The 16,808-nt window shown below is 41.8% G+C and carries 11 protein-coding genes; 9 read left to right on the forward strand and 2 right to left on the reverse strand.

All coding sequences use genetic code 11. The annotated features are described in order from the left end of the window. The first annotated feature begins 39 nt into the window (after window positions 1-39). The 9 genes from H0S56_RS03505 to H0S56_RS03545 all read left to right on the forward strand — a co-directional run bounded on the left by H0S56_RS03505 (window position 40) and on the right by H0S56_RS03545 (window position 11,828). Complete coding sequence (locus H0S56_RS03505; RefSeq protein WP_195725665.1) at window positions 40-843, forward strand: hypothetical protein; 804 nt, start codon at window positions 40-42, stop codon at window positions 841-843. A 383-nt stretch (window positions 844-1,226) separates the two neighbouring features. After that, a complete protein-coding gene (locus tag H0S56_RS03510) occupies window positions 1,227-2,024 on the forward strand; it encodes a putative sodium/potassium/calcium exchanger (protein ID WP_195725666.1) in 798 nt (265 codons plus the stop codon). A gap of 289 nt (window positions 2,025-2,313) precedes the next feature. Continuing rightward, a complete protein-coding gene (gene apbC, locus H0S56_RS03515; protein ID WP_195725667.1) occupies window positions 2,314-3,573 on the forward strand; it encodes an iron-sulfur cluster carrier protein ApbC in 1,260 nt (419 codons plus the stop codon). Window positions 3,574-3,818: 245 nt separating this feature from the next. After that, window positions 3,819-4,412, forward strand: a complete 594-nt coding sequence (locus H0S56_RS03520; RefSeq protein ID WP_195725668.1) for a LysE family translocator — start codon at window positions 3,819-3,821, stop codon at window positions 4,410-4,412. A 123-nt stretch (window positions 4,413-4,535) separates the two neighbouring features. Next, on the forward strand, window positions 4,536-5,105 hold the full coding sequence (gene dcd / locus H0S56_RS03525) for a dCTP deaminase (protein ID WP_004280726.1): 570 nt from the start codon (window positions 4,536-4,538) through the stop codon (window positions 5,103-5,105). A 234-nt stretch (window positions 5,106-5,339) separates the two neighbouring features. Further along, window positions 5,340-7,343 (forward strand): hypothetical protein, encoded by a 2,004-nt coding sequence (locus H0S56_RS03530; RefSeq protein WP_195725669.1) that lies wholly within the window; start codon window positions 5,340-5,342, stop codon window positions 7,341-7,343. Window positions 7,344-7,355: 12 nt separating this feature from the next. Next, window positions 7,356-8,078, forward strand: coding sequence for a hypothetical protein (locus tag H0S56_RS03535; protein WP_195725670.1), 723 nt, complete (start codon window positions 7,356-7,358; stop codon window positions 8,076-8,078). Window positions 8,079-8,111: 33 nt separating this feature from the next. Next, window positions 8,112-10,385, forward strand: a complete 2,274-nt coding sequence (locus H0S56_RS03540) for a DUF6160 family protein (protein ID WP_195725671.1) — start codon at window positions 8,112-8,114, stop codon at window positions 10,383-10,385. A gap of 21 nt (window positions 10,386-10,406) precedes the next feature. Beyond that, complete coding sequence (locus H0S56_RS03545; RefSeq protein ID WP_195725672.1) at window positions 10,407-11,828, forward strand: hypothetical protein; 1,422 nt, start codon at window positions 10,407-10,409, stop codon at window positions 11,826-11,828. Between the two features lie 54 nt (window positions 11,829-11,882). On the opposite strand, the gene H0S56_RS03550 is transcribed toward H0S56_RS03545, so the two are convergent. Both H0S56_RS03550 and H0S56_RS03555 read right to left on the reverse strand, forming a co-directional pair. After that, window positions 11,883-13,601, reverse strand: coding sequence for a proline--tRNA ligase (locus H0S56_RS03550; RefSeq protein ID WP_195725673.1), 1,719 nt, complete (start codon window positions 13,599-13,601; stop codon window positions 11,883-11,885). Between the two features lie 96 nt (window positions 13,602-13,697). Beyond that, window positions 13,698-16,805, reverse strand: coding sequence for an efflux RND transporter permease subunit (locus H0S56_RS03555; protein WP_195725674.1), 3,108 nt, complete (start codon window positions 16,803-16,805; stop codon window positions 13,698-13,700). Between the last annotated feature and the right edge of the window lie 3 nt (window positions 16,806-16,808).

Below are 16,808 nucleotides of genomic sequence, written 5' to 3' on the forward strand. Positions count from 1 at the left end.
ATAGTGCGCTATTGCATTTATTAAAAGAGTAAGCCGTCCATGATCGAATACGACGACTATGAAGATGACCAACCAGTGACGCGCATTAAGCAAAATGCTGCGAGTCAAAAACAATTGGGCAGTCAGATTTTAAAAGATGCAAAAGCTTATCTTGAAGGCATCTCGGCAGATGAACATACACTTTTAATTAAAACCTTATCGGGCTTGGCAGAGCAAGATGCTTACTTCCAAGTGCTTGCAGATCAGCTGGATCAACCGATTGGGGCAAAGTTTGCCAATGATGCTTTAAACCTCATGCATTTTTGGCCAACCATTCACCAGTTTGAAGATGTTGAGCAATTTAATTTACTCGATATGATCAATAGCGAATATTTCCAAACTGAAATGCTGAAAGCCTTTGATGCTTTAGAGATTGATGAAGAGATCAAAGCCAAGCGCCGTTTGGTGTTGCTTGAAAGCTTGAAAATGTACAAGCTTGGCTTTTACAGCGGTTGTATTCCCAATGTCTATGCACAGCTTGAAGGCATTTTGACTGATATTCTGATCAAAACAGGCTTTTTAAAGCAAAATGGCACCAAGTTTGTCGATGTTTATAAAATCGTACCGGGTTTAAAAGGCAATGAAATTAAAAGCCTGTGGCATAAGTCCAAAATCGCGATTGAACTGAATCCATATTTTGCTGAACTTGCTGCCTATAAAATGGATTCAAGCTCGAATGTGACCATGACCCGTCACAACATGCTACATGGCACAGATATAGACAATTTCAATCAAGCACGCAGCTTCATTCTGTTTATATGGTTGTTCTCTGCGGTCAGCTTTATGAGTACTTTGCGTGCCTAACCTGAAGCAATGTCTCATGATAAATTTGCATTCTATAAACAGCAGATGTGGATTGGCAACATACACCCTTTAGCTTTGAAAATTACGCCATGACGGAATTTGAATTGGCAGGCTAAAGGAAATGTGCTGACAGAATTACAAAGAAATGCTTTGCTGAAACCCTGCGAATAGATGGACTTGGACGGCCCGAATACAAAAGCCTGCATCATCTTTAGCATAGAGCTTTTCAATACGGATTTGACTCAGCTCATGCTACATCCTGCAAACAATAGCAACAACATGTACAGGCTTTGTTGCAGTTTGCTTACTTCGCCCGATTCGCGTGATGCTTTGTGCTAAAAAATGGCTGATTGTTTATATGATATGCCTAAGGAGGGTACCTCATGACTCAGCAGAACCAAAACAATACGTCGAAGCAAAATCAAGATAAAGAACAACATGCACGCGAATTGAATGATCAGCTTGCAAAAGAGCAAAAGCAAAACGAGATAGATAAACAGCATAATCAGGAACATAAGAACGGTCAAAGTGCCCAGACCCATGCTGATCAGAAGTCTGATACCCAGCACAACGGCAAAGATGCAAATGCTGAGCAATCAGCGCAAAAAGATAGTTCTCAAGAGAATCAGTCCGATAAAAAAACTGAAAGCTTTAAGATGGATGATCTAAAAGCCAAGGCGATTGCGATCGGTGAGGAGCTATTGCAAAAAGGTGAAAAGCTTCTGAATGAGCTGAAACATGGTAAATCTGACGGCCAGCAAAATGCTGAGCAAGGTTCGGATGATGTGAAAAAGGCCAAAGCAGATCATACATCTCAAGATAAATCATCTAACAAGTCAGATAAACAAAATGCTAAAGATGGTCAGACCGATCAGCAGGCAAGTATGGCAAATTTAAAAGATGAAGCCATGCATAAGTTTGAAGATACCAGACAGAAAATCACAGACTTATTCAGCGAAGCCTCGGTTAAGTTCGCTGATCTGAAACAGATGGCGACTGATACGATGAATAAAATGAAAGATAATCAATCGAAGGAAAGTGATTCGGATCAGCAGCAAGATGCCAAAGATACAGATTCAGAAAGCAAATCTCAGTCCAAAAAGGATGAATCGAAACAAGATCAGGATAAAAACACCAAGGATCAACAAGACAAATCTGAAAACAATAAAAATCATAAATAGTCTGTGATCATAGAGCCACTTTAATTACAGAGGGTTAAAGTGGCTTGATCACATAAGATCAATAAAAAAAATTTATTACATCAAAATAATCTGCCTTTCTTTACTCTCAATCATTCATTTTTCATTATTTCTATTCACCAAGATTTCATAAAATATTTCACAAAACCAAGTAAAATAGTTGGAAATTGAAGATATCTGTTTCATCTTCTCCAATACAGTGCTTAACCTTCGCCTAAAACACCGTTAAACTAAGCGATTCAGATGTCGATCTACATTTTTGGAGTAACCTATGTCCTGGCTTTCTTCGCTTAAATCGGTTTTTTCGCCTTCCAAGGAGGTGAACGAAGAAGCTGTGCAGAACGTACTGCAAAACTATATCTTGCCAAATTCCAGCAATGCCTTGAAAGATCGTATTACGCAGGTCAATGTACAGGGTGAAATTCTGCAAATTACTTTGAATACCTATCCCGAAGAAAAAGCGCAGCTGCAACAGATTCATGATGAACTGGCGGAAGCTTTGCAAAAATGTGGTATTCAAGAGCTGAATATGCACGTGATTCAGCAGAAAACTGGACATAAGCAAGAAGGTGGTTGCGGGCATAATCATGCTGAAGGTGAAAACTGTTCAAGCGAGCCTAAAGCTGAAGCAAAATCCAATCTTCCGCCTGTGGTTGATGCATCGGCACAGCCTGCAAAAGCAGAAGAACCTGATCCAAATAATCCGCCTATTCAAAAAGCTGCACCGCAACAGCGTGATGTCCCGAAACATCCTCGTATTCAGAATGTGATTCTGGTGTCATCCGGCAAAGGTGGCGTAGGTAAATCGACCACGACTGTCAATCTGGCCTTGGCTTTACAAAAATTAGGCCTGCGCGTAGGCGTACTCGATGCCGATATTTACGGTCCAAGTATTCCGACCATGCTCGGCAATGCCGGCAAAACGCCAATGATCGAAGCAGAGCAGTTTGTCCCTATTGAAGCCTATGGAATGGCGGTGTTATCGATTGGACATTTAACTGGAGACCACAATACTCCAGTTGCCTGGCGTGGTCCAAAAGCCACGGGTGCATTAATGCAGTTATTCAATCAGACCCTATGGCCAGACCTTGATGTGCTGATGATTGATATGCCACCTGGCACAGGCGATATCCAGTTAACTCTCGCACAGCGTATTCCGGTGACGGGTGCAGTGATTGTGACGACGCCACAAAACGTGGCCTTGCTGGATGCGACTAAAGGCATTGAATTGTTTAATCGGGTGCAGATTCCGATCATGGGCGTGATTGAAAACATGTCGACCCATATCTGCTCAAATTGTGGTTTTGAGGAACAGATTTTTGGTACCGGCGGTGGCGATAAACTGTCTGAGCAATATCAAATTCCATTATTGGGCCGTTTACCCTTGGATGCTAAAATTCGTGAAAATGCGGATGCCGGTACACCTTCTGTCATTGCCGAAGATGCTGCTGCAGAAAGCTATATGCTGATTGCAGAGAAAATTGCCGCACAGCTACCCAAAGCAGAAAAAGATCATAGCCGAATTTTCTAATTCTATAGAAAATTCAGATATTTAAGCCTTAGCTAAAAGCTAGGGCTTTTTATTTCTTATTTTTAAAATTAGCTCGATTTAAATGGCCGAAATTGACTGAAATGACTATCGGGTATTTATCCTAAATATTTGAATTAATTAAAATAAATAAATTTAAATTTTAGGTTATATGTTCTCTTACAATTATTTTTTTGCAGCACTGACCGAATTCTTCTATGCTACTCGGATTAGAGCGAGGTCAAACTATGATTTCATGGTTTTTTATTGGTTTAGTGGCAACCATTCTTTTAACACCAGGCCCAACCAATACCTTATTGGCATCTTCAGGCATTCAGGTCGGATTTAAAAAAACATTTCGTTTAATTCCTGCGGAAGCCTTTGGTTATCTGATCGCCATTAGCTTATGGGGCATTCTGATCGGAAAAATTTCCGTTCATCTTCCGCTTTTACCGACGATTCTCAAACTTTTTAGTGCTGGCTATATTCTATTTCTCGCTGTGAAATTATGGCGGACTGCAGAAATAAGCGAAAATTTTGAAAATGTCTCGATTCGCGCACGAGAATTATTTTTGGCAACCTTGCTTAATCCTAAAGCACTTTTATTTGCCTCCGCTATTTTTCCTGTCATTGTTTGGAAAAGTAGTCAGCATTATGTGACTCATATGCTTGTCTTTTTACTTCTGCTGATTCCGATTGCATTCTTCTGGACTTTTTTAGGTTCAATCCTGGCCAGAAAAAACAGTCGTTGGCTCAATCAGAAAAACCTGCAGAAAACGGCTTCGCTGGTGCTAATGAGCTTTTCTATTCCTTTAAGTTATTCTGCACTTTTAAGTTTATAAGCTAATCTCGATCAGCAATTTTTGGGCAACTTGAGCTCTCGGACTTTCACTTATTTTCATTAGTGGCAATTTCAGTTAAAGTACGTCGCAATAACTTGTTCTTAAGATTTTTGGATTATATCAATGGCAATTAAGTCTGATCGTTGGATTCGCGAAATGAGCGAAAAACACGGCATGATTGAACCGTATGCAGAAAACCAGGTACGTTTGGATGAAAATGGTCAAAAGCTGATTTCGTATGGCGTATCCAGCTACGGCTATGACGTGCGTTGTGCACGCGAATTTAAAGTATTCACCAATGTGCATTCTGCAATTGTCGATCCGAAGAACTTTGATGAACGCAGCTTTATTGATATCGAGTCGGATGTTTGTATCATTCCGCCGAACTCGTTTGCTTTGGCGCGTACCATCGAATATTTCCGCATTCCCCGTAATGTCTTGACCGTGTGCTTAGGTAAATCGACTTATGCGCGTTGTGGCATCATTGTTAACGTGACTCCGCTTGAGCCAGAGTGGGAAGGACACGTCACTTTAGAGTTTTCAAATACGACCAATCTTCCTGCGCGTATTTATGCAGGCGAGGGTGTGGCGCAGATGCTGTTTTTTGAATCTGATGAAGTCTGTGAAACCTCATATAAAGATCGTGGTGGTAAATATCAAGGTCAGACAGGCGTTACTTTGCCGAAGACCTAATTGTTTTAAAATATTGAATGACGGGACTTTATGTCCCGTTTATTTTTTTGAGATTTTCATTCATCGGAAACTGCTATTTTTCGCCTGATTGGCTTTGGCATCTGTATTAAAAATCAGCATAATGGATTCCGCATAGCCATAAAAAAGATGTAATGCATCATAAAAATTAAAGTTTGGCGGCTGGGAAGCTGAAGTATAAAGGTGCGGAGCATCGGATAAAAAGGAAAGAGTGAGATGACTCAGATAAAAGACATATTTAAATTTCGCAAAAGTTATTTAGCGATGACAATCGGTTTCAGCCTGTTGCCTTCTGCACATGCGATGCAGGAATTATCAGATTCTTCTCTTTCTAACACCACAGGTGAAGGTGTTGCGCTTGTTCTTGACGACTTCAAAATGGTGTTTCAAGGTCCTAAAGATCTTTCTGCTGGTTCCAGTTATGCCAGAGGCATTGAAAATCCCGGACAAGCAGATACAGGATTTATTCGTATTATTCCAACAGGAGAGAACTATAATCAGTTAGGTGAGCGTGCCTATAATAAAGTATATGATCGGGTTTATGCTAGTAATTATTTAAATGGTATTAGTGCCAATGCTAACCTGTATGTAAATACCTATACATCTAAATATATTCAATATAAAACAGATAATTACACATCAGTTTATAATGGTTTTAATACTACGGCTTTTAAAACGAGTGTTCGTACTGGTCTTGTCGAGGAAAAGCGCAGCTCTGATCTGATGCAACGCTATTATAACCAGCGCTATGATGATTATTACGATGGGAAAATTAGTCTTGTTAATGATGGTACAACTGTTAGACCAAATACTTTAGAGGCTACTTTATTGAATCAAGAAAAATCTGCTGAATTCGCATTGGCAAATACCTATGAAATGATCGAATTACTGTGGGGCAATCGAATAGGGACTTCGCTTAATAATGAGTGGACTCAAGCAGTAGGTGCGCGGAACAATGTGATTGATCCAAGAGTACCCATTATTGTTGAGGAAAGGACTCAAGAAAAATTAGCAATTGAAGCTGATAAATATGCATTGATTCAGGCTAAAAATGCAGTCATAGCTATGGAGCAGGCGGTGAAGGTAAGCGCAACCATTGCTGCCAAGGAGGCGGCAATGAATTCTTCAGTCAGTACGCTCCGTACTAAAGCCGATGTCTTTATTTATGGTTTGGCATTATCAAAAAGTGATGGCTCTCTAAGCACAAGATACAGTAACCAAGGCTTTAGTTGGGGATCAGCCGAAAATCCCTGGTTGTTTCGTGCAGGAACTGAAAATGTTAAACAGTTCAAGGACGCTGCTAAAGATGTAGGCTATATTGCTTTAGAAGCTCCATTAAGCCCGATTGCAGGTGTGGAAAGTGATAATAATATCAAGTTGGGTTTTTGGAGTGATATTTTTGCGCGTGAGCTTAATTCTTCTAATGTGGTAGATCCTATAACAGGTGGGCCGACTTCGGGGCTTGATAAAGAATACCGTTTGAGAACCCAATTTGTTGCTAATGGTCTTAGTCTTAATGGCTCACAAGTTCGGTTATTCCAAACCTTAGAATCTGACAATAAGAATTACAGCCAAACATTAGGTATGGCGAGTATTGTTCGTCTAAATACTAATGATCAACCAGAAAATTTAAGCATCACGGACTCTAATCTAAATAGTAAAGGCATCCGTTTAAGTACTGCAGCAAAAACAGATGGGCTTGATGGTGATGGCCCAACCCCAGCCTTGAATGGAAGTATTGCTCCAGTCTTTCATGATTTTGATGGTTTATATCTCTATAGTCCAAATATTAACTTGGTGCTCGGTAATATGTACCAGCCTTTCGTGGTGGGTTCAGAAGGCAATAACATTATTTTAGAAGTGACACGTATTCCCAATATTCCTTCTATTTATAATCAAATCTATCAAAATTACGGTGGTGGACTCGGAACAACCGATTTAAAGGGTTCTACCTGTAATGTCTATAGTTGTGGCACACCAATTAAAAATAATGTTTTAGATACTACTGCACTTTATCAAGGGCGTAATGCAACTCACAGTAGTATTGCCATAGGCACCACAGAACGGATTCCAGGAACAAATATGCTGCGAGCTAAGGATGGTGTTGATTCAACCGGCATTGTATTTAAAAGCATTGATGGCTCAAGTAAAAACTTTGGTTCGGCAGTCATTGATGGTGTGCTGATTCAACATTTAAAAATAAAAACCACAGGTCTATAAAGGAGTACGAACATGTCCAAATTATTGACTCTTTGTACACTGTTATGTACTGCGATGTTTAGCTATGCCGGATTAGAGGTTCTGGATCAGCAAGCATTAACTGATACCGTAGGACAGGGTGGAGCGGACCTGAACTGGACCTTATCCTTAAACCATATTTATGCTACCGATCTGTCTAAAGATACCATTTCCAAACTGGGAAGCGATGGCAATCCTTTAGACGTATTTTATGTGCTCGATCCGGACACTTGTGGGGAAAGTAGACAGTTTTGCCGATTAGCAATTGCACCGAATAATCATATGGATGCCAATGGAAATAAAAAGTGGTTAGTGTTTAAAGGTATTCAGGGCACAATTCAGATTGATAAGTTTTCAATTGATGGTACAACCATTATTAATCACCGTAATGAACCACAGACGGCGATGCAAATTACCTTTTATGATAACCAGCCTTTAAAGATCCGGAATTTGGGTTTTAATACGGTTTCGATTGAAACGGGCACAGGTGCTGGAGCTTTAGAAGGTTATGCCAATACTGGTGTTTATAGTACGTATACAGGGCGTACCTATAATGCCGACGGAACTTATACGACCGCGCCCCAAGATGTTCCTTCGTTTGATCAAGGTGCTGAGAAAGGATTTATGGGGTTGAATGTTCATGGCAATTTACATATGTCAGGCAATTTGAAAATATTTGGTTATAACTGTACAGGTGGGGCACAAAGTCGTTGTTAGTAACAACGTCAAGTACAGCATAAGGATATATAAATGAAAAAAACAACAATAAAGTTGAAATTGCTAACAGTATGCATGTGTCTTATCCAACAAGGTTATGCACTTGAAAGTATTGAAGAGCAGGAATTGAGTGAAGTCACTGGACAAGATGGTATGGTGATTACTCATGAAATTTCTAAAGCCAGTATTGCTCAAGTTAATTGGTATGATCCAAATCCAACGACTAATACAAAAATGGGTTTAGGTTTGCATGATGTTGAAATTAATGGAAAAGATAATAATCCAATCCTTAGTCAACTGGAAATAGATGTCGGTGCAACTTCGGAAGGGGCAGGACTGCGGCTTGCGGCAAGTGTTTCACCATTTCAAGCCACTGCAGATTTAAACTTGGTAAAAATTGCTTGTACGACCAATCCATGTAGTCAGTCTGCAAATAGTATTCGGACTGCGGGTACACAATCTAATCAAAGCTTAGGTGCATTAGGAATTAGTACCTCTACACCGCTGAGTGTTCTATTGCAAACCAGTGCAGGTTTATTTAATAAAGATTCAATTGCGAGTATCGACTTTCAACTGAAAAATGCCACGATTAGTCATCAATTAGGTGAAAATAGTCTGATTTTGAATGACTTTAATTTTAATTTTGCAGGATCGGGCTATCTGTATATTGACCCGAACGAAGGCATGGTTTTGACAACACGAGAGCAGTATGTAGATTTAAAGCGTGCTGTAGATCTGACTGATATCGCGGCTGGCCGGGTTAATCCGACCAATCCGGGGGTTAACATTGATTTACGGTATAATACGCCAAATAACGAACGTAAAAATATTATGCGATTAGGGGCTTCAGGTGCAGTCACTAATGCAAGACTCTCCATGAGTGCTGATCAAACCCAAATTGGTACTTTCGATGTTAGCAATAAAGTAAATGGTGTATTAGAGCGTCAGGACAAAAATGCACCGGGATACAGTGATTTGGTGGGAGAGGGTGGATTAAATCTGGGCTTGTCTGCAGATTTTACAGGTGCTAATAGTACCGGACGCCCGGCAGCTATGGCACCCACCACCCTTGAGATTGGTCATACCGGTAAGGGAAGCCATGCTGTGCAATTCTCCAATCTAAGACCATTGACTACACGTAATGCGAACGGTGTCTTACATGGTAAAAATGCCCATATCGACCTTGGAAATATTTATATAAATACCATTACTGCCAAAAGTCTCGATTTTATAATCAATGAAAATATGCAAAAGACTTTAGGTAGCAGTAGTTCTGCGCTTAAACAGAGACTTAGTACTGCCGCAAATGGAGAAGAATTTGCCTCTATTGCAATACGGGGTATGGATTTTCAGTCTATTGCTGAAAAAGCACGTTTTATTTCTGACAATTCTCTTCCTGAGCTGACAGGGGATGGCGGCTCATGGGGAATTGGTATTCCTATTTATAATCTCAATGCCAATGTTGCATTGTCTGGAACTACCTATGGTACAGACAACAAGCAGGCAATTGCTTATAACATGATGGTATCCACAGAAGGCTATGGAATTGACAAGAAAACTGGGTTGCCAAGCACAACCTCAATTATTTTGATTGATGGTAAAAATGGTGAGCATGGTGAAGCTGTTAACTATTATGCCGGTTTTAGGAATATCGATGCTTTGATCAAGTCAGAAGGTATTATTGGCTATGAAGATGAAGGGATCTATATTCGTGCCGATGATTTACTGATTGCTGCCAAAGCAGAACTTGCGATTGGTCAATTACCCGGCTCTAAATATAATTGTACCAATGCATCAGTCACCAAATGCGGGGAGTATGTCCCACATGATAATTTTTTTAAACGTGATGATGTTTTAACCAATATTGCTTTTAAATTAGATGGAAGTGGTGAGCTTCTGATTATCCCTGGTGTAGATCCAACTAGCACTTCACCAGATACTAACTTTTTGTCATTTGATGCAAACTTTAAATTTAGGCCTTTAAGTGCTGAAGAAAGCGCCGATAATAAAAATTTAGGTAGCTATTTTAGTTTCGCCAATGAGGATATTGATTCAACCGGTGTATTAAAAACTTCGTCAATTAATTTTAACCGGATGGAAGGTCATTTGGGTGTCAAAGCAAAAGTTCGTGTCAGTGCAGATACAGTGACTTTGGATAATCAGGTCAAACTTAATTATAAAGATAATATCGCTACCCCATTTAAAACCAATTTCGCCATGGCAACCAATGGTAATATGCAAAACATGGCAAGTATTGCACTGACGGGTGGAACCATTCGTAGCACGATGGGAATCACACCACGTTAATAAGAATATTAGGACGTTAAAATGAAAAAAATACTTTTGAATAGTCTGGCTTTGGCAATGTGCGTGATTACACAACAAAGTTTTGCAATGACAGCTTTAGATGATGACGCTTTATCTGCAGTTGATGCGCAAGCATTATTAAATCTAGAAAATGCTTATGATTCATCTCAAGGGATTAACTTTCATAAGCTGAGCGTTGAGGCTTTGATGGAGTTAAATGTTAATATTAAAACTTTACAGCTCGGTTGTGGTGGAACTAATAACAGTATCGGCAATAAGAATGGTTGTGACATTGATATTTCCAACTTAGCATTAAGTGGATTAAATACCAGTCTTGATGTTAAAGGTAATCCAGTCTTTTCAGGTGATCGGGCTAACACTAGTGCCAGTATAAATAATCCTTTTATTGAATTTGCGATTAAAAATGGCGGAAGTGCCTCTACCCGAGAAGTAGTGGGTTTTCGCTTAGGTGCAGATAAAATTGTCGGACTTTTGACCATGGGAACTGATAACGTTGAGAATCCGAATGATGGTCTCAAAAGTTTTAGTGGCTATATGAAAATGGCGCAAACCACGGGTGAGTCTGTAACAAAAGCGGGAACGTTTGGGGTTGCGGATGACCAGAAAATTTCAGGAAATTTGAAAGCACTCGGACAAACAAGAAAATTCACGAGTAAGCCGGGTGCTGATGGCCATACGGGTATTACGGTGCCTTCCATGCGGGTGGACTTTACCATGCCTGAGACTATTGTAACCGGACAACGACTAAAGTCGGCAACTGTGAAGAATATTCGTTCCAGTATTGCCTCGATTCCTTTGGCAGCACCTGTATCGGGCTCAAGTTTACCAAATGATGTGATTGGTACACCAAATTTTTCAAATGATAAATTGTATGTTGAATTTCCGGCTTTAATTAGCTTTTTAGGATTAAATCTTGGTGAACACTCCTTCTTTCAAATGGGTGCAGGTTCAAGTCTGGATAATCTGAATATGGACATTACCTTTGTCCAAGCTTTGAACATGATTCATAATATTCCTTTAAATGGTACAGGCGGCTATTTATCGTTACAAAGTCAAAATGTACATTGGCAAGGAGCAGATGCAGCTGATATTGCCAAACCAGGTTGGTGGATGTCTTTTAAAGATCCGATCCAACTAGGGGTATTAAAAACCACAGATGAAGTGGATATTTCATTTGTATTACCTCAAGTTGCCACAGCTATTTCAGAATTCCTGTTACGTCCTGAAAATTTGATTAATGTAAATGTAGGTGAAGCTGTAGGTTCGCTTGCAAATGTGCCAGTCGTACGTAAATTAAATATTGATGTCGGTCAATTTACTAACTACAATGGTGGAACTCCCGCAACCTTAACCTTAATGGATAAGTTGCTACAAAACCAGAATGTGACTTCAAACTGCTTTGGTGGGCATAAGTTCTGCTAGTTTATAGCCATAAAAAATCCCGCAATATGCGGGATTTTTTATTATAAAGACAAATTATTTAGCAATCTTCGCCAACAATTCTTCTTTCGAAATATTGACTGACTCAGCGTCACGGCGGCCTTTATATTCAAAAGTACCTGCATCCAAACCTTTCTCACCAATCACGATACGATGTGGAATACCTGTCAGCTCAAGATCAGAGAATTTCACGCCCGGACGTTCGTTACGGTCATCAAGTAATACGTCAAAACCTGCAGCTTGTAATTCAGCATAAAGAGCTTCCGCAGCTTCTAATGTGCGTGGCGATTTATGGGCATTCATCGGCACAATGGCAACTTCAAACGGTGCAATGGCAGTTGGCCAGATAATGCCTTTCTCATCAAAGTTCTGCTCGATTGCAGAAGCCACCACACGCGTCACGCCAATACCATAACAACCCATTGTCACAGTAAATGGCTTGCCATCTTCACCCAATACTTTACAGCCCAAAGCTTCAGAGTATTTTTGACCCAACTGGAAGATATGACCCACTTCGATACCACGTTTGATTTGAAGCGTGCCTTTACCATCTGGAGATGGATCGCCTTCAACCACGTTACGTAGGTCATATACTTCAGAATACTTCGCATCACGTTCCCAGTTTACACCTGTTGCGTGTTGATCTGCTGCATTTGCACCCGCAACAAAGTCAGACAATACAGATGCTGCACGATCAACAATGACGGTAACACCTTTTTCGACCAGACCTTGAGGACCGACAAAGCCAGCAGTTAAGCCAAGGGCTTGCAGTTGTTCTTCAGTAGCAAATGTTAAAGGTGCAGCAATTAAAGGATTTTTTTCAGCTTTAATTTCATTCAGTTCGTGATCGCCACGAAGGAATAAAGCAACCACAGGTGCATCTTGACCTTCTTCAGTCGCAACACCTTGAACCAATAAGGCTTTTACTGAATGAGCAGGGTTCGTACCCAAGAATGCTGATACATCTGCAATGGTTTTTTGATTTGGTGTATCTACCAGTTTAAGTTCTTGTGTTGGTGCCGCACGTTCACCGACAAGTACTGCTTCTGCCATTTCAATATTGGCTGCATAGTCAGATTCAGTCGAAAATGCGATATCATCTTCACCGCTTGAAGCCAGTACGTGGAATTCGTGAGAACCTGAACCACCGATTGAACCGGTATCTGCTTGTACTGGACGGAAATCTAAACCAAGACGGGTGAAGATTTTGCAGTAGGCTGCATACATGTCGTCGTAGGTTTGTTGCAGTGATTCCTGGTTGGCATGGAAAGAGTAGGCATCTTTCATAATGAATTCACGTGAACGCATTACGCCAAAACGTGGCCGAATTTCGTCACGGAATTTGGTTTGTACTTGGTAAAAGTTTGCAGGCAATTGCTTGTAGCTTTTTAATTCGTTACGTGCAAGGTCAGTGATCACTTCTTCATGCGTCGGACCGAGAACAAATGGGTTGCCATGGCGGTCGTTGAAGCGTAAAAGCTCAGGACCGTATTGTACATAACGACCTGATTCTTCCCATAAAGATGCAGGTTGAGTCACCGGCATATAGACTTGAAGTGAACCGACTTTGTCCATTTCTTCGCGAACGATCGCTTCAACTTTATTTAATACGCGAACGCCCATCGGCAACCAGGTGTATAGACCTGAAGCCAACTTACGAATCATACCGGCACGAAGCATGAGCTGATGTGAAATAACCTCAGCATCGTTCGGGGTTTCTCTTAACGTTGCAAATAAAAAGCGACTCGCGCGCATGGAAACTGTCCTAAAAAATTAAGCGTTAAAGCAGGGATTATACAATAAAAAATGAGGTGAGCTTTTGGGAATGTCACCTCATTGTGTTGCATTAAATTATGCCATGATTTTACGTGCCTGACGCAGCATAAAATTCTTAAAGTCATCCAGGTAAGTAAAGATCACCGGCACCACCACCAGGGTCAGCAGGGTAGAGGTAATTACCCCACCAATCACCGCATGCGCCATCGGTGCACTTTGTTCACCACCTTCACCTAGCCCTAGGGAAAGTGGCACCATGCCCATGACCATCGCGCTGGTAGTCATCAGAATAGGACGCAAACGGGTTTTACCAGCGGCAATAATCGCATCATAACGGTCTTCGCCGCGGTCCATGGCTTTCTTGATGAAGTCGATCAGTAGAATCGCATTCTTGGTCACCAGTCCCATCAGCATGATAATGCCGATAATCGAGAACAGGTTCATGGTTGAGTTAAACAGGAACAAGGCCAGAAATACGCCAATCAGCGACAATGGTAGTGAGGCCATAATTGCCGCAGGATGGATAAAACTGTTGAACTGCGAACCGAGCACAATATAGATAAAGACAATCGACAGGGTAATCGCAGTCAGGGCATAACCTGCGGATTCTGCCATGTCGGCATTGGAGCCTTGAGTATCGAAACTATAACCCGGTGGCATATCAAAATTTTCTTGCAAGCGGCTGATATCCGTACCAATGTCGCCTGCAGGACGTCCTGAGGTATTGGCCTCGACTAGCACTTCACGTGCCAGATCACGTCGATTAATCTGCGAGGCACCGAGTTTTTCTTCAAATTTGGCCACGCTCGAAAGCGGAACCAGAATTGGTTGATTATTGGCATCGGTTTTATTTGAGGTGATATACATATTCTGTAAATCGCTAGGCAAGCTGCGCTGGTCTTCGGTCAGGCGCAGATTCACATCATAGGTTTCACCTTTTTCATCCTGCCAGGTCGTAACATCATCACCGGCAATCAGCGGACGCACTACATTGGCAATCTGATTGACTGATAAACCTAAATCACTGGCCAAGACGCGATTAATCTGTACATCAAGAGTTGGCTTGGGTTCTTTTAATGAAGTTTCCAGATCGACAATGCCATTAATTTTCGCCATTTCCGTCATAAAGCGATCAGAAATTTTTTGCAGTTCATCCAGATCCGGGCCTTTGATCGAAATCATGATTGGCTTCTGGCCACCAGAAACGGTTTCATCGGCGGATGCCACCGAGGTAATGCTGATTCCTGCAACCGATTGCAGGCGCTGGCGAAATTCATTATTTAAGTCATTCAGGGTCTTTTCACGTTCGGTACGCGGCGTCACGGTCACCCGTAAACTGACATGGTTTTTACCGCGGTCGGTTGCACCATTAATCACCGCATAGGTGGCTTTGACATCCGGATGCTGACGAATAATCTGATCCACCTGCTGCAGTTTGGCTTGTGAATATTCAAGCGATGAATCGACCGGTGTTTCAAACTTGATCCGGATTTCACCTTTATCCGGAACCGGTACAAATTCGGTGCCGATCAGTTTGGATAAACCCAGAGCACCAAATAATGAAGCGACCGCAATTAATAAAGTAATCAATCTGAAGCGCAGCGCCAGTTTTAATAATTTTTCATAGACATGGCTTAGATTGTCCAGTTTGCCAGAGATCCAGCTAAAGAAACGTTTCACCCGACCTGGTTTTTTGTTTGGATCTTTTTTCTTTTCTGCCCAGTGTGCAGAGAGCATCGGGTCCAGAGTAAAGCTGACAAACATCGAGATCAGAACGGCCATACTCACCGTGACCCCGAACTGGTAGAAGAAACGGCCAATAATTCCGCCCATAAAGGCCACAGGCAGGAATACGGCAACAATGGTCAGTGTTGTGGCCAGCACGGCTAAGCCAATTTCTTTGGTGCCATCGAGCGCGGCAGTCACATGATCTTTGCCCATGTCGGCATGCCGGACAATGTTTTCTCGGACTACAATTGCATCATCGATCAACAGGCCAATACTCAAGGACAGCGCCAGCAAAGTCATCATATTGATGCTAAAACCAAAGGCCCAGATAAAGGTCAGTGTGCCCAAGAGTGCAATGGGCAGGGTTAAACCGGTAATCACGGTTGAACGGAAAGAACCCAGGAATAGCAGGACAATCAGTACAGCCAGTACCGCACCTTCAATAATGGTGCGGGCTACATCGCGAATGGTGCCGCGGATACTTTTGGAGGAGTCCACCACCACTTGTAAAGTGGTACCTTGCGGAAGCTGCGCCTTGATGCTTTCTAAAGCTGCGTAGCTCTTGTCGACTACTTCAATGACGTTTGCATCTGAACTGCGCAAAATATCAATTGCCACTGCGGTTTTACCATTCAAAAAGGCAGCCGATTCCAGCTCTGCCTGACTGTCTTGAATATTGGCCACTTGTCTCAGGAAAATCGGTACGCCGTTTTTATTGGCAATAACCAGATCGCCGAAGGCGAGGGGATGCAGTACTTTGGAATTGATTTCAATGACCAGTTCCGAATTACCCGATTTAAGCGTCCCCCCCGGGACTTCAATATTCTCGGCCTTTAAGGTGTTAATCACACTGTCCACACCAATGCCAAAGGCTTGTAGTTTTTGTGGTTCCACCTGAATCCGGATCTGGCGCTGCGCATCACCCAGCAGGTTGACCGTTCCGACGCCCGGGACTGTACGCAATTGTGGCACAATTCGCTGATCCAGATAGGAACTGAGCGCTTTCACATCCATATTGTCGGATTCAAATACGATCGACATTACCGCATTCGCCGTCGGGTCATAACGTTCTACAATCGGCTCCTGAATCTCATCACGAAATTCAGCAGTTACAGAAGCGATTTTATCCCGCACGTCCTGAGCTGCTGTGGTAGATGTCACATCCAGATTAAATTCAGTGGTGATGATGGACAGGCCTTCACTGGACTGGGAAATCACCTGTTTCAAACCGGAAATGGTATTGATCTGATCTTCGAGTTTCTTGGTGATTTCCGATTCAACCGTTTCCGGAGAAGCGCCCGGATAGTTGGTATAGATCACCACAAAAGGGAAATCGACATCAGGAAATTCTTCAACGCCCATCCGCTGCCAGGAAGCCAGTCCCAGTACCATCAAACAGAACATCATCATGATGGTGAAAACCGGATACTTCACACTAATTCGGGTAAACCACATGTC

The organism is Acinetobacter lwoffii (assembly GCF_015602705.1).
Lineage (GTDB): Bacteria > Pseudomonadota > Gammaproteobacteria > Pseudomonadales > Moraxellaceae > Acinetobacter > Acinetobacter lwoffii_E.